This window comes from Candidatus Desulfofervidus auxilii (assembly GCA_030262725.1).
Taxonomy (GTDB): Bacteria; Desulfobacterota; Desulfofervidia; order Desulfofervidales; family Desulfofervidaceae; genus JAJSZS01.
The window spans coordinates 42,167-60,955 of sequence record JAJSZS010000007.1 but is presented as its reverse complement, the minus strand read 5'-3'; the positions used below and the strand labels follow the sequence as shown (position 1 = coordinate 60,955).

Annotated in this window: 24 protein-coding genes; all 24 read right to left on the bottom strand. The window is 32.7% G+C overall.

Annotated features, from left to right (window positions below; translation table 11 throughout):
* Positions 1 to 5: 5 nt before the first annotated feature.
* Genes flgC through fliF form a run of 24 tightly spaced genes read right to left on the bottom strand, consistent with a single transcriptional unit; the run spans position 6 to position 18,787 of the window.
* Positions 6 to 449 (bottom strand): flagellar basal body rod protein FlgC, encoded by a 444-nt coding sequence (gene flgC / locus LWW95_05480; GenBank protein ID MDL1956484.1) that lies wholly within the window; start codon positions 447 to 449, stop codon positions 6 to 8.
* A gap of 2 nt (positions 450 to 451) precedes the next feature.
* Positions 452 to 859 (bottom strand): flagellar basal body rod protein FlgB, encoded by a 408-nt coding sequence (gene flgB / locus LWW95_05475; GenBank protein ID MDL1956483.1) that lies wholly within the window; start codon positions 857 to 859, stop codon positions 452 to 454.
* Between the two features lie 9 nt (positions 860 to 868).
* Positions 869 to 1,141, bottom strand: coding sequence for a hypothetical protein (locus LWW95_05470; protein ID MDL1956482.1), 273 nt, complete (start codon positions 1,139 to 1,141; stop codon positions 869 to 871).
* Positions 1,142 to 1,900, bottom strand: coding sequence for a FliA/WhiG family RNA polymerase sigma factor (locus LWW95_05465; GenBank protein ID MDL1956481.1), 759 nt, complete (start codon positions 1,898 to 1,900; stop codon positions 1,142 to 1,144).
* Entirely contained in the window at positions 1,897 to 2,784 is an 888-nt protein-coding gene (locus tag LWW95_05460) for a MinD/ParA family protein (protein MDL1956480.1), read from the bottom strand. Before LWW95_05460 ends, LWW95_05465 begins: the two co-directional genes overlap by 4 nt.
* Entirely contained in the window at positions 2,756 to 3,892 is a 1,137-nt protein-coding gene (flhF, locus tag LWW95_05455) for a flagellar biosynthesis protein FlhF (protein MDL1956479.1), read from the bottom strand. The genes LWW95_05460 and flhF overlap by 29 nt, the downstream gene beginning before the upstream one ends.
* Positions 3,882 to 5,936 carry a flagellar biosynthesis protein FlhA gene (gene flhA / locus LWW95_05450; protein MDL1956478.1) on the bottom strand — a complete coding sequence of 685 codons (2,055 nt, stop codon included), beginning with the start codon at positions 5,934 to 5,936 and terminating at the stop codon, positions 3,882 to 3,884. The genes flhF and flhA overlap by 11 nt, the downstream gene beginning before the upstream one ends.
* On the bottom strand, positions 5,936 to 7,009 hold the full coding sequence (flhB, locus tag LWW95_05445; GenBank protein ID MDL1956477.1) for a flagellar biosynthesis protein FlhB: 1,074 nt from the start codon (positions 7,007 to 7,009) through the stop codon (positions 5,936 to 5,938). Before flhB ends, flhA begins: the two co-directional genes overlap by 1 nt.
* On the bottom strand, positions 7,009 to 7,797 hold the full coding sequence (fliR, locus tag LWW95_05440) for a flagellar type III secretion system protein FliR (protein MDL1956476.1): 789 nt from the start codon (positions 7,795 to 7,797) through the stop codon (positions 7,009 to 7,011). Before fliR ends, flhB begins: the two co-directional genes overlap by 1 nt.
* Before the next feature lie 3 nt (positions 7,798 to 7,800).
* Positions 7,801 to 8,070, bottom strand: a complete 270-nt coding sequence (gene fliQ, locus LWW95_05435) for a flagellar biosynthesis protein FliQ (GenBank protein ID MDL1956475.1) — start codon at positions 8,068 to 8,070, stop codon at positions 7,801 to 7,803.
* Between the two features lie 10 nt (positions 8,071 to 8,080).
* On the bottom strand, positions 8,081 to 8,794 hold the full coding sequence (gene fliP, locus LWW95_05430; protein MDL1956474.1) for a flagellar type III secretion system pore protein FliP: 714 nt from the start codon (positions 8,792 to 8,794) through the stop codon (positions 8,081 to 8,083).
* Positions 8,791 to 9,324, bottom strand: coding sequence for a flagellar biosynthetic protein FliO (gene fliO / locus LWW95_05425; protein ID MDL1956473.1), 534 nt, complete (start codon positions 9,322 to 9,324; stop codon positions 8,791 to 8,793). Before fliO ends, fliP begins: the two co-directional genes overlap by 4 nt.
* Positions 9,325 to 9,334: 10 nt before the next feature.
* Positions 9,335 to 9,664 carry a flagellar motor switch protein FliN gene (gene fliN, locus LWW95_05420; protein ID MDL1956472.1) on the bottom strand — a complete coding sequence of 110 codons (330 nt, stop codon included), beginning with the start codon at positions 9,662 to 9,664 and terminating at the stop codon, positions 9,335 to 9,337.
* The gene (locus LWW95_05415) at positions 9,639 to 10,646 is read right to left on the bottom strand and encodes a FliM/FliN family flagellar motor switch protein (protein MDL1956471.1); all 1,008 of its coding nucleotides are present in this window, start codon (positions 10,644 to 10,646) and stop codon (positions 9,639 to 9,641) included. Before LWW95_05415 ends, fliN begins: the two co-directional genes overlap by 26 nt.
* A gap of 9 nt (positions 10,647 to 10,655) precedes the next feature.
* Positions 10,656 to 11,165, bottom strand: a complete 510-nt coding sequence (locus LWW95_05410; protein ID MDL1956470.1) for a flagellar basal body-associated FliL family protein — start codon at positions 11,163 to 11,165, stop codon at positions 10,656 to 10,658.
* A gap of 2 nt (positions 11,166 to 11,167) precedes the next feature.
* Positions 11,168 to 11,830 carry an OmpA family protein gene (locus LWW95_05405; GenBank protein ID MDL1956469.1) on the bottom strand — a complete coding sequence of 221 codons (663 nt, stop codon included), beginning with the start codon at positions 11,828 to 11,830 and terminating at the stop codon, positions 11,168 to 11,170.
* A 3-nt stretch (positions 11,831 to 11,833) separates the two neighbouring features.
* Positions 11,834 to 12,577, bottom strand: a complete 744-nt coding sequence (locus LWW95_05400) for an OmpA family protein (GenBank protein MDL1956468.1) — start codon at positions 12,575 to 12,577, stop codon at positions 11,834 to 11,836.
* Positions 12,577 to 13,350, bottom strand: coding sequence for a MotA/TolQ/ExbB proton channel family protein (locus tag LWW95_05395; protein ID MDL1956467.1), 774 nt, complete (start codon positions 13,348 to 13,350; stop codon positions 12,577 to 12,579). Before LWW95_05395 ends, LWW95_05400 begins: the two co-directional genes overlap by 1 nt.
* Before the next feature lie 2 nt (positions 13,351 to 13,352).
* The gene (locus LWW95_05390; protein ID MDL1956466.1) at positions 13,353 to 13,862 is read right to left on the bottom strand and encodes a hypothetical protein; all 510 of its coding nucleotides are present in this window, start codon (positions 13,860 to 13,862) and stop codon (positions 13,353 to 13,355) included.
* Positions 13,822 to 14,259, bottom strand: coding sequence for a flagellar export protein FliJ (gene fliJ / locus LWW95_05385; GenBank protein ID MDL1956465.1), 438 nt, complete (start codon positions 14,257 to 14,259; stop codon positions 13,822 to 13,824). The genes LWW95_05390 and fliJ overlap by 41 nt, the downstream gene beginning before the upstream one ends.
* The gene (locus LWW95_05380) at positions 14,249 to 15,553 is read right to left on the bottom strand and encodes a FliI/YscN family ATPase (GenBank protein ID MDL1956464.1); all 1,305 of its coding nucleotides are present in this window, start codon (positions 15,551 to 15,553) and stop codon (positions 14,249 to 14,251) included. The genes fliJ and LWW95_05380 overlap by 11 nt, the downstream gene beginning before the upstream one ends.
* On the bottom strand, positions 15,550 to 16,218 hold the full coding sequence (locus LWW95_05375; GenBank protein MDL1956463.1) for a hypothetical protein: 669 nt from the start codon (positions 16,216 to 16,218) through the stop codon (positions 15,550 to 15,552). Before LWW95_05375 ends, LWW95_05380 begins: the two co-directional genes overlap by 4 nt.
* Positions 16,205 to 17,206, bottom strand: coding sequence for a flagellar motor switch protein FliG (fliG, locus tag LWW95_05370; protein MDL1956462.1), 1,002 nt, complete (start codon positions 17,204 to 17,206; stop codon positions 16,205 to 16,207). The genes LWW95_05375 and fliG overlap by 14 nt, the downstream gene beginning before the upstream one ends.
* Positions 17,207 to 18,787 carry a flagellar M-ring protein FliF gene (gene fliF / locus LWW95_05365; GenBank protein MDL1956461.1) on the bottom strand — a complete coding sequence of 527 codons (1,581 nt, stop codon included), beginning with the start codon at positions 18,785 to 18,787 and terminating at the stop codon, positions 17,207 to 17,209. It abuts the gene before it with no gap.
* Between the last annotated feature and the right edge of the window lie 2 nt (positions 18,788 to 18,789).

Sequence of the window (18,789 nt, the reverse complement as noted above, 5' to 3'; positions counted from 1 at the left end):
TACTCCTAACGACCTATTTCTAATGCTTTTATCATCATCATTTTGGTATTGTTAATTACTGTAATATTTGCTTCATAAGCTCTTAATGCTGAAATCATATTCACCATTTCCTCAATAGGATTAACATTTGGCAATCTTACATAACCTTTATCATCAGCATCAGGATGGCTTGGTTTGTAAACTAATTTAAAGGGTCTTGAATCTTCCACTACTTCTACAGGTATTACTGCTTTAAGTGCTCTGATTAATTTCTCTTCAAAAGGATTATTAGAATTTGCTGGACGTATAACAGGCATTGCCATAACAACTAGATCCTTACGCCGATAAGGTGTGCCTTTAAGAGTGCGAGTTGTTTCTATATTAGCTATGTTGCTTGCAATAAGGTTTATACGCAATCTTTGTACAGCTAAACCAGTTGCACCAATTTTAAAAGCTAAAAAAGGATCCATACTTACCTCCTTCCTTCATTAATGGCATATCTCAAAATTGCAATTTTCCTTATTAACATTTGCACTAATGCTTGATATTCTAAAGTGTTTTGAGCGAGTTGAGACATCTGATAATCAATATCTACAAAGTTTCCATCAAGACCTAAAGTAAGAGGAGAAGTAGCAACTAAAACAGGTTTTATTTCATAAATATCCTTTGGTTTTGATGAAATATGGCGACTATTAGTAAGCAATAAAGGTAAGTTTTTATCAGAAAAAACCTTTTTTAACTGTTCTTTAAATACAAGATCAAAAGCTCGATAATTAGGTGTTTCAGCATTTGCAATATTAGCACTCAATAAATTGTGTCTTAAAGCATAAAAATCTAAAACTTTTTCCATGTTTTTAAAAGCACCACCAAATAACTCCATGTTTACCTCCTATACCTTAATATCAAGACCTCCTTCTGTTTTAGATTTCCCTTTCTTTTCTCTTTTTTTTCTCTCTTCCTTTGTCTTTTCTTTTTTCTCTTCTAACCTTGCTTCTTTTGTCTCAGGAGGTTTAGAAATTTGTTTATCTTTACGCATTAATTCTTTATGCAAATTGAGAAAAAACATTTTTTTAGCTTCTTCATCCATTTTTTGATGGCTTTGTTGTGTTTTTTCTACTAAAGGAGTATTTGATATAATTTGGTTTAATTCTATTAACTTCATTTATCTCTCCTTTAGTTTATGTCTTAATTTAGCTCGTAAACGAATTAAAGCTTTTGTTTGTAATTCACATACAGTAGATTTAGCCACCCCTATAACTTCACCAATTTCCCTTAAAGTAAGACCATTGTAGTAATAAAGAGAAATTACAAGTCTTTCTCTTTCTGGCAATTCTGCTATGGCCTGACTTAAAATAGATACAAGCTCTTTAGAATAGATAAATTCAATAGCTGATTCAGCATTTTGATCTACTACAATATCAGAAATATTACCCCGTTCTAATTCTGCATTATTAAGAAGATCCTCTAAATAGACTATACTAATGCCTTTTAATTTTTGAATTAATTGTTGATATTCTTCCTCACTAATACCCAATGTCATAGCCACATCTTCATCTGATGGAGGGCGACCTAATTTTTGCTCCAGACGCAGATAAATCTCTTCTAATCGTCTAGCCTTTTGCCTTAATGACTTTGGCATCCAATCTAAATTTCGAAGTTCATCTAAAATAGCACCTCTAATCCGAAATTTTGCATAAGTACTAAAATCGCATTTTTTTGTAGGATCAAACTTTTCAACTGCATCAATTAATCCAAGAATACCAGCTTCTATAAGGTCTTCTTTATCCACTGTAGGCGGAATAAAAAGACTCATCCTTTCTAAAGTGTATTTCACTAATGGAAGATACTGAAGAATCATTTGAGTTCGTATTGTTTCTTTCTCTTTATTTACATCAGTAATTCGTTCAGCCAGTGGTTTCATAGATAATCCCTCCCTAATAAACGGTTTATAAATCGGTTAACACTATTCCCACCTAGATTTGTTGGCTCATCACAAAGGGCTTTAACAATTTGATGAAAACACTGGCTTGATTTAGCATAAGGAAAAATTTCAACAACAGCACGTTGCATCCTTACTGCCTCACGTAGTTTTTTGTCATGAAAGATATAGCCGAGATATTCTAAACGAACTTGCAAGAATTTATCTGTAACTAGATGAAGTTTTTCAAAAATTTCTTTTGCTTCATTCTCAGAAGTTACATTATTTAAAAGAATTTTAAAATAATCCACACCATATTTTACTGAAAGCACTTTTATCATTGCATAAGAATCAGTAAATGAAGTAGGATCTGGCTCAACTAAAATAACAATCTCTGAAGCAGCTAAGTTAAAGTAAATAACATTTGGTGAAATTCCTGCAGCTGTATCAATAAGAAGAAAATCATAATTATCATCTAAAAAAGAAAATTCTACTATTAGCCTTTTTTTCTGTTCAGAATTAAGTGCAGCAAGTTCTTCTACACCAGAACTAGCTGGAAGAATTCGTACACCACCTGGGCCAGAAATAATGACCTCACTTAGTCTTTTCTCTCCCAAAATCACATGTTGGAGGTTATATTTAGGAGTAAGACCTAAAAGGATATCTATATTTGCTAACCCCAAATCCGCATCTACTACTAAAACCTTTTTCCCTATTTGGCTTAAGACATAGGCAAGATTAGCTACTACATTTGTCTTACCTACCCCTCCTTTACCACTAGTAATAGATATAACTCGGGCCTGAGGAGCTTTAATTTTATACCTATTACCTGCATAATACGCAGCATTTGGCATTTTCTCACGATATCTGAGCGTTTCTCTCAACATCGCTATCACCTCTTAAGTTATTGATAACTAAATCAATCACCCGTTCAGGGGTGGCTATCTCTATATCCTCAGGCACCCGTTGCCCTGTAGTTAAATAAGACAACGGTTTACCTGTATAAATCATCTGATTGAAAATAGTGCCATGTGCATCTCCTTCATCTAGTTTGGTAAAAAGAAGGCTAGAAATAGAAAGAAAATCAAATTGTTTTGCTGTTTTTAAAAGTATCTCTTCTTTTGTTGTCACACTTAAGACTAGATAAATTAACAATGGTTTTGACAATTGATGTAAATAGCGACCAAGGTCTTTAATCTGAAATTCATTGTTAGGGCTACAACCACAAGTATCTATAAAAATCACATCCTTTTCTACATAACGTCTAATTGCCTTTATTAGTCCTTTTGGTGATTTTACCTTTTCTATTGGTATTCCCCAGTTATTGGCATAAAAGTTAAGCTGTTCTAAAGCAAATTTTCGAGGATCTAATGTAATAATACCTACATTTTTACCTACTTTAACTAAATTTCCTGCAATCTTAGCTAATGTGGTAGTTTTACCTGTACCTGTAGGACCTACAAAAACAGCAATTTTTTGCTCATCTTTTATATCCTCTAATGGTGGTAAAATTTTAACTAAACTACTTAACAAATAACTAAGAAATTCTTGAATGTTCATATTTTCATCAATTGTATCTAAAAATCCTTCTTTAAATCCTTCAATTAACTTTAAGGCAATCTCCGCTGCTAAACCATTCATTCTCATTTGTTGGCAAAGATTAAAAATTTCTGTACTAGCTTCTGTAGGACTTGGCATAAATGTTTGAATGTAATCTTTAAGCTCTTTTATCTCTAATTTAAGTTCCTCCATTACTCGAACTAAATTAGAAAAAGACTCTATCTTTTCAAATTTTTCTTCAACAGGACTTTCAGAATGCTCTACAGGCATATCTATAGCAGCTGTTACTTCCACTCCTTTATGTAAAAAACCTAAAATACCCTTTCCTCTCTTGATTTCTTTAATAGAAAGAATTACAGCATCAGGACCTAATGTTTCTTTTATTTGCTTTATTGCCTCTTGAACAGTTTGTGCTTCAAAACGTTTAATCTTCATCTCCTAACCTCACTACTCCTAGGGACTTTATTTTGATATTGCTCGGTATTTCGTTATATGAAAGCACTATTAATTGTGGCATTATTCTTTCAAATAGTCTTTTAAAATATCTGCGCACATTAGTAGAACATAAAATTACGGGCAAATATCCTTGAGTTGTTAATTGAGAAATGGCTTTATTTAATTGGGCAGTAAGTTTATTAAGCACTTGAGGCTCCAACACTGGATATGATTTAAATTCTGCTTGTTCAATACCCTTTTTAATAAGATCTTCCACTTCCTGATCAAGCATAATAGCAGGAAGTGTGCCATCTTCTGTTTGATATTGTTTTACAATATAGCGACCCAATCTTTCTCTTACATATTCTGTAAGAACTTCTGGATCCTTTGTCATTGGTGCATAATCAGCTAAAGTCTCTAAAATGGTTACTAAATCTCTAATAGGCACTTGTTCGCGTAAAAGATTCTGAAGCACTTTCTGCACAATACCAAGGCTTAATACATTTGGAATAAGATCATCCACTACTTTAGGATGTGTCTTTCGCAAACTATCCAATAGTGCTTGCACTTCTTGTCTATCAAGAAGCTCATAACAATGTCTTTTGATTACTTCAGTAAAATGAGTAATAAGTACTGTTGTGGGATCAACAACTGTATAACCTAGGGCTTGAGCTTTTTTAACCTCCTTTTCTGGTATCCAAAGGGCAGGAAGTCCAAAAACTGGCTCTTTAGTCTCAATACCCTCTATTTTCCCTTTTACATTTCCTGGATTAATGGCTAAATGGTAACCCATCATTAACTCTCCTTTAGCTATTTCTATTCCTTTAATAAGGATTGAATAAGCATTAGGAGATAATTGAAGATTGTCTCTTATCCGCACAGGGGGTAAAATAAAGCCCATTTCCTGTGCGTATTTTTTTCTCAAAAGTTTTATTCTCTCTAATAAATCACCTCCCTGAGATGTGTCTACTAAACGAATTAAGCGATAACCAATTTCAAGTCCAATAGGATCTAAAGGAGGCACTTCTGTTATTTCTTCTTCTTCCTCCAGAGGTACTTCAGCCATAGTCTCTTCTTCTATTCTTTGCTGTGCTTGCATTACCACATAACCTAAACCACCAATTGCAAGTCCAAGAAGCAAAAAAGGAATATGAGGCAAACCAGGCAAAAAGCCAAAGCAAAAGACAATAAAAGCAGCAGTAAATACTGCTCTAGGATAGTTAAATAATTGCTTAGCCATATCTTGACCAAGGTTAGATTCAGAAGCAGCTCTAGAAACAATAATGCCAGCAGCTGTAGAGACAATAAGGGCTGGTATTTGACTTACAAGACCATCACCAACAGTTAAAATAGTGTAAGTCTTAGCTGCCTTAGATAAAGACATCCCCTGTTGAAGGACACCAATAATTAGTCCTCCAACAATATTGATGAGAGTAATAATAATGCCAGCAATAGCATCACCTCTTACAAACTTGCTTGCTCCATCCATAGCACCATAAAAATCCGCTTCTTTTGAAATTAATTCTCGCCGTCTTCTTGCTTCAGCTTCATCAATAAGACCACTATTTAAATCCGCATCAATACTCATTTGCTTTCCAGGCATAGCATCAAGTGTGAAACGGGCAGCTACTTCTGCGATACGACCTGCACCTTTGGTAATTACTACAAAGTTAATAACTACAAGGATGAGAAATACTATAAATCCAACAACATAATTTCCGCCTACCACAAATTGGCCAAAGGCACGTATTACCTGTCCAGCTGCTGTTGGTCCTTCATTTCCATGAAGTAAAATTAGGCGAGTAGAGGCAATATTAAGAGAAAGTCGAAATAGAGTAGCTACAAGAAGAATAGAAGGAAATACTGAAAATTCTAAAGGTTTTAAAATATACATAGCTACAAGCAAAATAATAAGGGAAAAACTAATGCTAAAAGTAAGTAAAATATCCATTAAGAAAGGAGGTATAGGGATGATCATCACCATCAAAATAACAACAATCCCTATTGCGGCAAAAAGATCACTTCGTTTTAATTGTTCTAACATCAGACTGCTATCCTCCTCCCTTTAATCTGATAGACATATGCTAAAACTTCAGCTACTGCTTGATATAGTTTAGGAGGTATAAAATCACCAACATTTACAGTTCTATAAAGAATTTGCGCTAGCCATTTATTCTCTACAATCATAATATTGTGTGTTATAGCAATTTGTTTTATTTTTTCTGCTAAAAATCCTGCTCCTTTAGCTACTACCTGAGGTGCTGGCATCTCTCCATAGGTATATTTGAGTGCTACAGCTATTAATGTTGGGTTAGTAATAACTACATCAGCTTTAGGTACTTCCTGAAGCATACGTCTTCTAGCAAGCTGCCGTTGCATACTTCTTAATCTTGCCTTAATCTTTGGATCACCTTCTCTTTCTTTATATTCTTCCTTTACTTCCTGTTTTGTCATCTTTAAGCCTTCTTCATATTCATATCTTTGATAACAATAATCTGCTATAGCTAAAATACACATAATTAAACCTACTTGTAGACAAAGTTTTAATGTTATTTTCGCTGTATAAACAAATACATCATAATAAGAAGTAGTACTTAACATAGAAAGATAAGGTAATTCTGATTTAATAGTCCTATAAGTAACAAAACCTATAAGTAACAATTTAAATAAAGATTTAATTAATTCGATAAAAGAACTCATTGAAAATAAACGTTTTATACCATTTATAGGATTAATACGGGAAATATCAGGAATGATTGGATAAGTAGTGAAAAGGAAACCTGTTTGTAAACAATTACCTGAAAAACCAATTATCACCAAGGTTACAAATAATGGACACATTATATAACTTATAGTTTTTATACTTAAAATGCTTATTTTAAGGAAATTTACATCATTTAATGGGAAACGACCTGCTTCTATAAAAATCTCTTTACTAAAACAAACCAACTGACGACACATATAATTTCCACAGAAATAAAGAACTAAAGTACTTCCTAAAATGATAAAGGCTGAAGGGATTTCTTGACTCCTAGCTACTTGCCCTTTACTGCGAGCTTCTTCTCGCCTTTTCGGCGTTGCCGGTTCAGTTTTATCTTCTTCTCTAAACCAAGGCACTATAATCCTCCTAAACGGAGATTAAACCACATTTCATAAAGCCCTTTTTCAAAAAATTGTCGGAAACACCAAGAGAAAAAAGGCATAGTAATTCCAAGCATTAAAAAGCCTATGCCTATTTCTAATGGAAAACCAATAATAAATACATTTATTTGGGGCATAGTGCGGGCAATAAGAGCTAAGGCGATGTTAGTTAAAAAAAGAGTGACAAGTACAGGAGAGGCAATTTTTAATGCCATAATAAATATGTCTCCTGTCCACCGAACAAGTTGAGCTGCCATGCGGTTTTTGAATGTCCATCCAGCAATAGGCACAAGCTCAAAGCTTTTAAGTAAACCTGAAATTACTAAATAATGGGCATTTAGGCTAAAGAATATTAATAAAGCTAATAATCCTTTAAATCGAGCAATAATAGAAATTTGAGTATTCATATATGGATCAATCACATTTACAATAGCAAAACCCATTTGATAACCGACTATTTGACCTGCTAAATGAATACCATCAAATATTATTTGAATGATAAATCCTAAGCTGAGACCAACACATAATTCACGGATAACTGCTATTCCCAATTCCCAAATATCAAATGATATAACTTGAAACTTAAAAAATGGTAAAATAATAAAACTCATAATAGCTGCTAGTCCTGCTTTTACCTGCCAAGGCACAATCATACTGTTAAAGAAAGGAAAGAAATAAACTATACCAAAGACTCGGACAAAGATAAGGAAAAAGTAAGTACTATAAGGTAAATATTTTGTTATTAAAATAGTTAATTCCTTCATTTTTCATCCCAAATAAATAGGAAATTGAGTAAAAATGCGTATAGTAAAATCTAACATTAAACGTAACATCCATGGTGAAAAAAAGATTAAAGCTACTACTACTGCTAAAATTTTAGGTACAAAAATTAAAGTCATTTCATGGATTTGAGTAACAGCTTGAAAAAGACTTACTAGTACTCCTGCAATTAAACCAGCTAAAAGCATAGGTGCAGAGATAAGCAGTGTTATTTTTAAAGTCTCCTGTCCTATACCTAAAACAAATTCAGGTGTCATCTTTCTCCTCCTAAAAATTAATGCTTTGTAACAGTGAACCCACAATCAATCCCCATCCATCTACTAATACGAAAAGCATTAATTTAAATGGTAGAGAAATCATAATAGGCGGTAGCATCAACATTCCCATAGAAAGTAAGACAGAGGCTACAACCATATCAATAACAAGAAATGGTATATAAATGAAAAAGCCTATTTGAAATGCTGTTTTCAATTCACTAATGACAAAAGCTGGGATAATAATTGTCATTGGTAAATCAGCTGGTGTCGCTGGGGTAATTTTTGCTAATTTTGCAAATAGGGCTAAATCCTTTTCTCGAGTTTGTTTAAGCATAAATTCACGTAAAGGAATTGAAGCTTTAACAAAGGCAGCTTCTAAAGAAAGTTGATGAGAAAGATAAGGTTTAAATGCTTGCTGATTAATTTTTTGCCATACAGGAGTCATTACAAAGAAAGTAAGGAAAAGAGAAATTCCAATCAGTACCTGATTAGGAGGCATCTGTTGAGTACCCATAGCTTGTCTTAAGATAGAAAAAACTATTATAAAGCGAGTAAAAGAAGTAAGCATAATTAAAATAGCAGGAGCTAAGGAAAGAATTGTAAGTAAAATAGCAATTTGTATAACTGTACTTATAGTATAAGAATGATTGAAAAACTCTTGAGAAAAACCTATATTAGGACAGCAAAAAATAGTTAAAATGATTATTGCAATTACTTTCTTCATATTCGCTTTAATTCCCCCATTTTCTCTTTTAAAATCGCCAACATCTGAGACATAGCATTTTCTGTCTTTAAAGCTTCTTGTCTAAAATTCACAGCAAATTCTGTATCTACTTTAGATGTATTTAATTTAGCTAAAGTAGTAATCTGATTAGGTGTTATTCCTAAAACCAACCTTTCACCAATAATGTCTACTACTGCAATCATTTGACGTGGTGAAAGATGATGAAGAGCTATTACCTTTATCATTTGCCCACTAATATTTTTCATTCCCCGTTTTATTATTTTTTTAAAACCCCAAAAACTTAATAAAATTATCCCTAAAACGAAAAATAAAGCACTTAAACTTTTCAATAAAGAAGGAAGTGATGATTGAGGAAAATTTTCAGATATCATTTTTCTATCAGGATTTGTTTTAAGAGGAGAAATGTATTTGTCTAAAGTTTCATTTACAATATCTTTTTTTGCTTCATTTGCAAAACATAAGGAAATCATTATAAGAAAAAGAGTGATAAAAGTTACTAAAAATCTCATATCTCCTCCATTATTTAAGCTGTTCTAGTCTTTCCATCTGACTTATTACTGAAAGGATTCTCACGCCATATCTTTCATTCACAACCACAACTTCTCCTTTAGCAACGGGTTTCTGATTAACAAGAATATCTAACGGCTCTCCTACTGGAGTGGAAAGCTCTATTACTGAGCCTTCTCTTAAACGTAAAAGATCTCTAATAGTCATTTTTGTCCTTCCCAACTCTACAGTAACTTGTAAAGGAACATCTAAAATTAATTCTAAATTTGGTGCTGCTATATGTTGATCTGCAGCTTCTTTTAAGATTTCCTTCACTTTATCCTTTGGTATTGTTTGTTTCATGAACTTCCTCCTCTAGAGAAAAAGATTTTAATACCTCTGAAATCTTTACTGCTTTGTTGCCCTTAAATTGGACAGGATAACCTTTAAACAAAGGCATACCTTCCACTTTTACAATTACTTCCTCTGAAAGACTTTTATTAAGATCAATGATTTTCTCTCTTTCCATTTCCATAATGTCTTTCAAACGCATTTCTTTGGTTGCTAATTCTACAGTAACTTCAACTTCTGTATCTAAAAGATGATTTAGTAGTTTTTGCATAGCTTCTTGGTCAACTGGTTGGACTTCTTTTTTTTCTAAAAATTGTTCTTTTAAAGGTTCTAAAGTATAATGAGGCAAACCAAAGGCCATCATGCTATTGAATTCTCCTAATGTAACCTTAACAGGAATAAGACAGAAATAATCATCAGGAGAAAATCCTGTAAGTAATTGTGGATTAAATTCTAATCCTACTGACTTTACTTTTACCTTCATCACTGTTTCCCAAGCACTTTCCAAATCTTTAAGGGCTAAAACAACAATTTTATTCATTACTGATTGTTCTAAGGGAGCAAAAACAGCTTGAATTTCTTTTGTTGGTCTTTTCCCATTTCCACCACAAAGAAGGTCTACTAAGACGGAAACAAGTTCAGGATTAATAATAAAAAGACATTGACCTGGTAATGGTGCTATTTCAATAATTTCTAACCAACATACAGGTGGTAATCCTTCGGTCAATTCATTAAATTTTTGATTATCAAAAGGCAAAAGTTGCATTCTAATAACTCGTCTTAATTTTAAAGAAAGAGAAGCCCTAAAGTTTACTAAAAAACGGTTAAAAACTACATTTAAAATAGCTGCAATGCGGGGAGTTATCCTTTTTTGAACAATAAAATCATATTTTTGAACCTTTGGTACTCTTTTCTCTCCTTCCAATGAGACTTGCTTTTCACTAAGGGCTTTTTGTAGAACCTCTACTTCTTTTTCTGTTAATATTTGAGACATTTTTCCTCCTTATTGCACTACAAACTCAGTAAATAAAACTTTGGTTACTTTTCCTGTGGTAAGTAGACTGTTAAGCTGCTGTTTAATTTCATTCCTTAACCTCATTTTCCCCATTTGGTCTGAAATTTCATTAAAACTTTTATCACTAAGACATACAATAATAAGGTCCCTTATTTCTGGCAATCTTTCTCCTATTTCTTTACTTACTTTTTCAGACTCCACTACTAAATCTATTGTTACTTTTAAAAAACGTCTCCCTTCTTCATCTAAAAGATTAACAACAAAAGGATCTAAATGAGAAATTACTTGTTTTTGTACAGTAGACTCTTCTTGCTTCTTTATTTTTTCTTGTGATTCCACTGTAGCAGGAACAGTGGGTAAAGAGAAAAAGAATTTAAAATAAACAAATATTGCTACAACTAAAAGCAGAATGAGAATTTGAGAAATCACCATTATTAGCTTAAGAAAGTCCTTTTTTTCTTTTTTCTCTTCCAATTTTTGAGTTTCTTCTTCTGCCATAATTAGCTCCCTATAATAAATTTTTTCTTTTTAACAATAATTTCTACTCTTCTATTTTTTGCTCTATTTTCTTCATTAATGTTAGGCACTATAGGTTTTGTATCAGCAAACCCCATAAGAACAAAACGCTCAGGATTTAGTTTTTTCTTTTCAGTAAAATATCGAAGTACCTTTGCTGCCCGTCTTAAAGAAAGTTCCCATTTATTTTTCTCTTTGTCATCAGTATGACCTCTTACTTCCACATCAACTAATAAATTTTTAATTAACATAGAAATTTTATCTAAAATGGGATAAGCATTAGGAGAAATTTCTTGACTATTTGGAGCAAAAAGAATATCAGCAGGAATTCTAAAAATCCACCCATCTTTTCTTGGTATTACTTCTATATTTCTGGTAAGCTCTGCTACTATGTTTTTTGGTACAGTTTTCTTTAATTGTTCTAAAATCTCACGACGAGAAATTAATTCAATCTTTCCTGTTCCTCCTTTTTTAAATATACCAAGACCATTTCCACTTATTAAAGCATGACCTACACTAGCTGCATATGTTTTAAATTTCTCAATATCAAATGAAGACATTGAAATTAACATCACAAAAAAGGTAAGAAGGAGTGTCATCATATCAGAATAAGTAAGCATCCAAAAATTTGGATCTCTTTTAGCCATTCTTTACCTCACTTTGAAAATAAAACCTCGTACATTTAAAATTTCTGATTTCTTTATTTTTTTTGGTATTCCTTCTAAAACAATCCATACTCTTCTATTCTTTGCTCGATGTTCTGGAGTATCGTTAGGGAAAAGAGGATTTGTTTCTCCATAGCCAACAGCTACCATTCTTTTGGCTGGAATTCCTTTATTTAAGAAATATTTCAAAACAGCTAATGCCCTATTCCCTGAGAGCTCCCAATTAGAAGGGAAAAGTGAAGTATGAATAGGAGTATTATCAGTATAACCTTCTATCCTTATTTGATTTTTACAACTACTAATTAACCAAGCAACTTTTTCCAAAATTGGGTAAATGCGAGGATGTAATTCTGCACTTCCTGGTGAAAATAGCAAATCAGCTCCCAATGCTACAATCAATCCTCTTTTTGTAATACCTAAATGAATATCCTTTGCTAAAGGATGCTTACGTAAAAACTCTTGTAATTGTAAAATTGCTTTATGATCTACACCTTCCAAAGTGTATTCCTCTAGGGTACCTAAGAAACTTTCTAATGGAGAGATTTTCCCACCAGTTACCCCAAAGCTTGCTCTAATAGAATAAAAACCTCTTACTACCTTTTCTTCAACAATGGTGGCCATTGTAGTCATAGTGATGAAAAATGCTAGAATAATAGTAGAGAGTGCAGCAAAACTAATTACAAAAGTATTAGGTCTTTTACTTTCTTCTTCTTTTTTCTTCCTTGGCATTACTCTCCCTTCTTTTCAGTTAATGCCCTTAGCCTTGGTTCTAAAAATACATGAAGTTTTTGCTCAACTATTCGAGGATTGAGTCCTTCTGAAATAGCCAATATTCCTTCCAAAATCATTTCTTTTATTAAACACTCATATTTACTTAATACTTGAAGTTTGCCACTAATAGGAAGAAAAACTACATTAGCCAAGACAGCTCCATAAAAAGTGGTAATCAATGCAACAGCCATTGCTGGCCCAATAGAACTTGGATCAGACATATTTTGAAGCATCTGCACTAAACCTATAAGAGTACCAATCATTCCCATAGCTGGAGAAAATGTACCCATAGCAGTGAAAATATCTGCTCCCAATTTATGTCTTTCTTTTAAATAATCTATCTCTTTCCCTAAAGTATCTTCTATTACTCTTGGTTCAAAACCATCTACAAGCATTTGAAGACCTTTTTTAAGAAATGGATTATCTATCTTTTCAGTTTCTGCTTCTAAAGCAAGAATCCCTTCTTTACGTGCTCTTTCAGCAAAAGAAACAAGAAGGCGTACATACTCTGTAGGAACTTCCAGTTTGTTAAAAAAAGCATTTTTGGCTACCTTTACTGCTCGAAAAACTTCTTTTAAAGGAAAGTCTATTAATGTAGCACCAATAGTTCCTCCAGCTACTATTAAGACAGATGGAATATCTATAAAAAGTGTTAAACCACTACCTTGCAAAATAGCTGCAATCATTAAACCAAAGGCAGAAATAATACCTAAAATAGTAGCAATATCCATAATTACCTCAGCTTTGTCATTTCTTCAGTGATTTTTCGAGCAATTTGAGGATTTAAATATCCTAAAATAGCACCTGCTTTTGTTTTATCCATGCGTAAAATAATCTGTGCTGCCAATTTTGGTTCAAGCACTTCTAGCATTTTTCCAGCTTGTTCTGGTGGAGTGGATTCATACATTTTAGCTAATTGATTAAGACGGTCATCATTTACAGCTTCTAATTGAGCAAAATATTTTTCTAATTCCTTTTTTAATGCCATTAATTTTTTTAATAATGCAGTGATTTCATCTTTAATAGCAGATAATTTTTTCTCTTTCTCTTTTAAAATAGCTTCTTTTTCCATAAGCTTTTTTTCCTTTTGTTTTAAAAGCTCTATAAGCTTAATTTCTTTTTCAAACCTTGGAGCATCTTCTTGTGCAAGTACTTTAATCCAATTTAAAATTAAACAAATTATGATTAAACAAATTATTTTTTTAACCTTCCCTGCGCACATAACCATTAATAGCAAATTCATCTAATAATACTTGTTCTTTTTTAAGCAAAACTTTCTGTTCCTGTCTCCACCATCTTTCCTTAAGTTTTTCTAAGATTTTCCTTTCTTTAGCTGTCTCAATAAGCTGTTTCTGCTTTACTTCATATTGAATTTTAAGAATATTAATCCCTTCCTTTGCCTTTTCGATTTTTTTGTCTAAAACACTTAAATAATGAAAACAGGCAATAACATCCCACAATCCTTCTGATTTTTCTTGATGATCACGAATAGAATTAAGCAAATTTATTCTTTCATCATTTAAAGACTGCAAATGAGCTCGTTGATTTTCTAGTTTTAATTTAATATCTGCTAATTCTTTTGATAATCTTTCTTCTTGTTTTTGATGAAATGTTAAAACTTGTTCTAATTTAAATTTCATAGAAGATCTCCTGTAATTGTTCTATGCTTTTTTCAAAAGAAACTTTTTCATTCATATCTTGCTTTAAATAAGTCCTAAGTTTTTCTATAAGTTCTAAAGATCTATCTATGCGCGGATTACTTCCTTTCACATAGGCACCAATATTAATTAAATCTTCTGCAGACTTATAAGCAGCCAAAGCATCTCGAAATTCATTTGCTAAATAAAGATGCTTTTGATCTACAATATCTGGCATTACTCTACTAACGCTGTTTAAAATATCTATTGGAGGATAATGATTTTGTCTGGCAAGTTCTCGTGCAAGTATGATATGTCCATCTAAGATTGCCCTTGAAGCATCAGCAATAGGATCTGACATATCATCACCTTCTACTAATACTGTATAAAGAGCAGTAATACTACCCTTTTGCCAATAACCTGCCCTTTCTAACAGCTTTGGTAAAGTAGCAAAAACTGAAGGTGTATAGCCTTTAGTAGTAGGTGGTTCACCTGCAGAAAGCCCTAATTCACGTTGAGCCATAGCAAAACGGGTAAGAGAATCCATAATTAAAAGCACATCTTTTCCCTGATCCCTAAAATATTCGGCAATAGCTGTTGCTACAAAAGCACCTCGCATACGTAAAAGAGGCGGTTGATCAGAAGTTGCTACTACTAGAACTGTTTTATTCATAGCATTTTTAATATGCTTTTCCACAAAATCTCTCACTTCTCTTCCTCTTTCTCCAATAAGGGCAACTACTTTCACATCAGCTTCAGCATTCCTCACCATCATCCCAAGCAGAGTTGTTTTTCCCACTCCACTACCAGAAAAGATGCCTATTCTTTGGCCTTTTCCTAAAGTAAGTAATCCATTTATACTTCTTATGCCTACATCAAGTGGTGTATCTATAGGAATTCTTTCAAGTGGATTGGAAGATAGAGCATAAAGTTGGTATTCTTCTTCTATTTTTATTCCTCCTTTATCATCAAGTGGTTCTCCTAAAGCATTTATTATTCTCCCCAATAATCCTTTACCTACACCTACTGTAGCTCGTCTTTCCAAATGTAGAATTTCACTTCCAGGTAAAACTCCTCGTATTTCACCAAAAGGCATTAAAAGAAGCATATTTTCTTTAAAACCAATCACCTCTGCCTCTATTTTTTTATCACTTGTTACAATCTCGCATACATCACCTACAGCAGCCTTCACACCCGCACCCTCAACAACAAGTCCAACTACTTTTTTCACTTTACCCCTTACTAAAATCGGTTCAGATTCAACAATTCTTCGATAATATTTATTTAAATCTATCATGCCCTGCATAAGTCTTTTGTAAGATTTTCCAATTGTGTTTCAATTCTAGCATCTATCTGTCCAAAATCTGTTTCAATCAAACATCCACCACGTTTTATTGTCTCATCCTTTATCAGTTTTATCTTTTGCTTTTGATTTAATGTTTCTAAAAAATCTGGTCTATATTGTTGAATAAATTCATAATCTTCAGGATTTACTTTTACAAAAACCCTATCAACTTCTGTTAATTTATTAATTGCTTCTCGAATGTTATTTAAAATTACCTCTTTGTTTATATTTACTTCTTGTTTGACAATTTTTTTTGCAATAGCTAATGCTAATCCAAGGATCTCTTTTTCCATTTTTTGGAAAAGTTTTTGTCTAAACTGTGCAATTTCCTCAATTATTTTCTCTAAGTTTTCCAATTTTTTTTCAGCTTTTTTCAAAATTTCTATTTTTGCTTCTTTCTCTCCTTGTTTTATTCCTTCTTTTAATCCTTGTTTAAAACCAGTTTCATAAGCTTGTTTTTTAATTTGCTCTGCTTCTTCCTTTGCTTTAACAAGTAAATCTTCAGATGATGCCTCTTTGGGTAAAGAGAAAAGTGGTGTTATTTCTTTTACATCCCCTTTAATCTCAAAAACAGAAGCATCTTGATACTCAAAATTTTTCACATTAGACAAAGACATTTTCTTCTCCACTTCTTTGTAAAATAATCTTACCTTCCTCTTCTAATTTCTTTGCTACATCAACGATTCTTTGTTGAGCTGCTTCTACATCTTTCAATCTTACTGGCCCCATGGCTTCCATGTCATCTAAAATCATCTCCCGTGCTCTTTGAGAAACATTTCTCAAAAATAGGTCTTTAAGCTCTTCACTAGCGGCTTTTAAGGCTAATACTAAATCACGAGTATCAATCTCACGAAGTAAAGTTTGAACACTACGATCATCTAGATGAATTAGATCTTCAAAAGTAAACAATTGATTTTCTATTTTAACAGCAAGATTTGAATCTAATTCTTGAAGATCAGTTAAAATAGCTTCAATTGTATTTTTATCCATTTTTTTCACAATCTCTAAAACTTTATCTAATCCTCCATGTCTTGCCTCTCCTATACCTGTGCCAGTAATTTTATTACGTAGTGTCTCTTGAATCTCCTCTACTACTTCAGGAGGAATACTTTCCATAGTAGAAATTCGATAAATGATGTCTGCTCTGTATTCTTGAGGCAATTCACTAATAACTTCTTTTGCTTTTTCTGGATCCATACATGAAAGAATAAGGGCAATAATCTGAGGATGTTCATCTTGGATAAGTGTAGCTAGCATTTTGCTATCCAATTGAAATGTACTTCCTGTTTCACCTGGAAAAGTGGAAATTCCTTTTAATACCTTCAAAAGCTCTTCACTTCTTTTTTCTCCTAAGGCTTTAGTAAGAAGTCTAGAGACAAAATCTTTTCCTTTTCCTACAATCCCAACTTCTTTTAACTTCTGTATAGCTTCCTTTAATACTTCTTTTATTTCTTCTTTACTAACAACTTCTAATTGAGACATACATTGAGTTAACTTTTGAATCTCTCTATCATCTAGATTTCTTAACACTTGAGCAGCTAAATTTTCATCCAAACTAAGTAGTAAAATTGAGGCTTTTTCTAAACCATTCAATTTCTTATGCATTTATTCCTCCCTAAGCCATGCCTGAGCTACTTGAGCTAGACGAGCAGGTTCTTTTTGAGCGATTTGTTTTATCTCTTCTTTCATCTCTTCAAGATCTTTCTCAGCAGGTAAAGCACCTACAGTAGCTTCAAGTTCCTTAACAGGTTTTGGTAATTCTTTAGGTACAGATACTTCTGGAGTTATAGATTTTGTTAAATTTTTCAGTAGACGTATAAGTGTAAAGATAAGAACTAATAGTACAATACCTTTAATAACAGAAATAGCTAATTGATACCACCATTGCCGTTTTGCTATATTTTCCATTTCCTTTTCAATCTTGGCTTGCTCTTTAAAGAATGTTTGATCAAATGGTATATTTACTACTTCTACTTGATCACCTCTTTCTTTACTAAAACCAATTGCTTTCTCTACAATAGCTTTAAATTTTTCTATTTCTTCTTCTGTACGAGGAAAATAACGCATTTCTCCCTCTATTTCTTTATAAATACCATCTACAAGAACAGCTGCTGATATTTTCCTAATTTTTCCCATAGGTTCTGTAATATGCTGAATTGTTTTAGTAATCTCATAATTGACTATCTTATTTGTTCTTTTTTGCTTGTAAGGTGTAGTTTTAGTAGATGAAGCAGTAGCTTGTGTTTGAGGTAAATTGGAAACTACACCTGGAATTCCAGCAGGAATATTTTCACTTCCACTTGCTATCTCTTCAGTTACTTGCTCACTTCTAGCTACTTTTAATTCTGGGTCATAAAGTTCTTGTGTTTTTTCTAATTTTGAAAAGTCCATTTCAACTGAAACCTTTGCCACTACCTTTCCTGACCCTACGACTTTTTCTAATAAATCTTTTATTTTTTGCTCTAATTGATTTTCCAATTGGTGTTGAACCTTTAAAAGCTCTGTTAGTCTTTCTCCGGAGTAGACATTACTTTTACCTCCAGCCAACATATTTCCACTAGTATCTACTACAACTACTTCCTCAGGTTTTAATTGAGGAATGCTTGCAGCTACTAAATAAGTAATAGCTTTAATCTGTTCTCGATTAAGTTGTTGACCAGGATTTAATTTTAATAGTACTGAAGCTGAAGGATGCTTTTTTTCAGTAGTAAATAAAGATTCTTCAGGTATTACAATATGTACCCTAGCCCATTTAACTTCGTTAAGACTAGAAATTGTCCGAGCCAATTCTCCCTGAAGGGCTCGCTGATAATTCAACTTCTGCACAAAATCAGTTATGCCAAATATACGGCGATCAAAGATTTCAAATCCAATCTGTCCACCTTTTGGTAAACCTTCACTGGCTAAAGTAAGACGGGTTTCATATACTCTATTTTGAGGTACATAGATATCTCGTCCACCATTTTTCAATTTATATGGAATATGCAATTCTTTTAATCTTTTTACTATTGTACCTGCATCTTCTGGAGAAAGATTACCATAGAGAAGTTGATATTCAGGAGAAGATATCCAAAGAAAACTTACACAAATGCTACTTATAATCAAAGCAACAATAATAACTAAAGCAATTTTTTGACTTAAAGATAAAGATTTAATTTTTTTAATAATTTCTCTTAACCTATCCATCA

Excerpts from the sequence above, each read along its gene's own strand:
- flgC (MDL1956484.1), bottom strand. The coding sequence starts at position 449 with ATGGATCCTTTTTTAGCTTTTAAAATTGGTGCAACTGGTTTAGCTGTA.
- flgB (MDL1956483.1), bottom strand. The coding sequence starts at position 859 with ATGGAGTTATTTGGTGGTGCTTTTAAAAACATGGAAAAAGTTTTAGAT.
- LWW95_05470 (MDL1956482.1), bottom strand. The coding sequence starts at position 1,141 with ATGAAGTTAATAGAATTAAACCAAATTATATCAAATACTCCTTTAGTA.
- LWW95_05465 (MDL1956481.1), bottom strand. The coding sequence starts at position 1,900 with ATGAAACCACTGGCTGAACGAATTACTGATGTAAATAAAGAGAAAGAA.
- LWW95_05460 (MDL1956480.1), bottom strand. The coding sequence starts at position 2,784 with ATGTTGAGAGAAACGCTCAGATATCGTGAGAAAATGCCAAATGCTGCG.
- flhF (MDL1956479.1), bottom strand. The coding sequence starts at position 3,892 with ATGAAGATTAAACGTTTTGAAGCACAAACTGTTCAAGAGGCAATAAAG.
- flhA (MDL1956478.1), bottom strand. The coding sequence starts at position 5,936 with ATGTTAGAACAATTAAAACGAAGTGATCTTTTTGCCGCAATAGGGATT.
- fliR (MDL1956476.1), bottom strand. The coding sequence starts at position 7,797 with ATGAAGGAATTAACTATTTTAATAACAAAATATTTACCTTATAGTACT.
- fliQ (MDL1956475.1), bottom strand. The coding sequence starts at position 8,070 with ATGACACCTGAATTTGTTTTAGGTATAGGACAGGAGACTTTAAAAATA.
- fliP (MDL1956474.1), bottom strand. The coding sequence starts at position 8,794 with ATGAAGAAAGTAATTGCAATAATCATTTTAACTATTTTTTGCTGTCCT.
- fliO (MDL1956473.1), bottom strand. The coding sequence starts at position 9,324 with ATGAGATTTTTAGTAACTTTTATCACTCTTTTTCTTATAATGATTTCC.
- fliN (MDL1956472.1), bottom strand. The coding sequence starts at position 9,664 with ATGAAACAAACAATACCAAAGGATAAAGTGAAGGAAATCTTAAAAGAA.
- LWW95_05415 (MDL1956471.1), bottom strand. The coding sequence starts at position 10,646 with ATGTCTCAAATATTAACAGAAAAAGAAGTAGAGGTTCTACAAAAAGCC.
- LWW95_05410 (MDL1956470.1), bottom strand. The coding sequence starts at position 11,165 with ATGGCAGAAGAAGAAACTCAAAAATTGGAAGAGAAAAAAGAAAAAAAG.
- LWW95_05405 (MDL1956469.1), bottom strand. The coding sequence starts at position 11,830 with ATGGCTAAAAGAGATCCAAATTTTTGGATGCTTACTTATTCTGATATG.
- LWW95_05400 (MDL1956468.1), bottom strand. The coding sequence starts at position 12,577 with ATGCCAAGGAAGAAAAAAGAAGAAGAAAGTAAAAGACCTAATACTTTT.
- LWW95_05395 (MDL1956467.1), bottom strand. The coding sequence starts at position 13,350 with ATGGATATTGCTACTATTTTAGGTATTATTTCTGCCTTTGGTTTAATG.
- LWW95_05390 (MDL1956466.1), bottom strand. The coding sequence starts at position 13,862 with ATGAATTTGCTATTAATGGTTATGTGCGCAGGGAAGGTTAAAAAAATA.
- fliJ (MDL1956465.1), bottom strand. The coding sequence starts at position 14,259 with ATGAAATTTAAATTAGAACAAGTTTTAACATTTCATCAAAAACAAGAA.
- LWW95_05380 (MDL1956464.1), bottom strand. The coding sequence starts at position 15,553 with ATGATAGATTTAAATAAATATTATCGAAGAATTGTTGAATCTGAACCG.
- LWW95_05375 (MDL1956463.1), bottom strand. The coding sequence starts at position 16,218 with ATGTCTTTGTCTAATGTGAAAAATTTTGAGTATCAAGATGCTTCTGTT.
- fliG (MDL1956462.1), bottom strand. The coding sequence starts at position 17,206 with ATGCATAAGAAATTGAATGGTTTAGAAAAAGCCTCAATTTTACTACTT.
- fliF (MDL1956461.1), bottom strand. The coding sequence starts at position 18,787 with ATGGATAGGTTAAGAGAAATTATTAAAAAAATTAAATCTTTATCTTTA.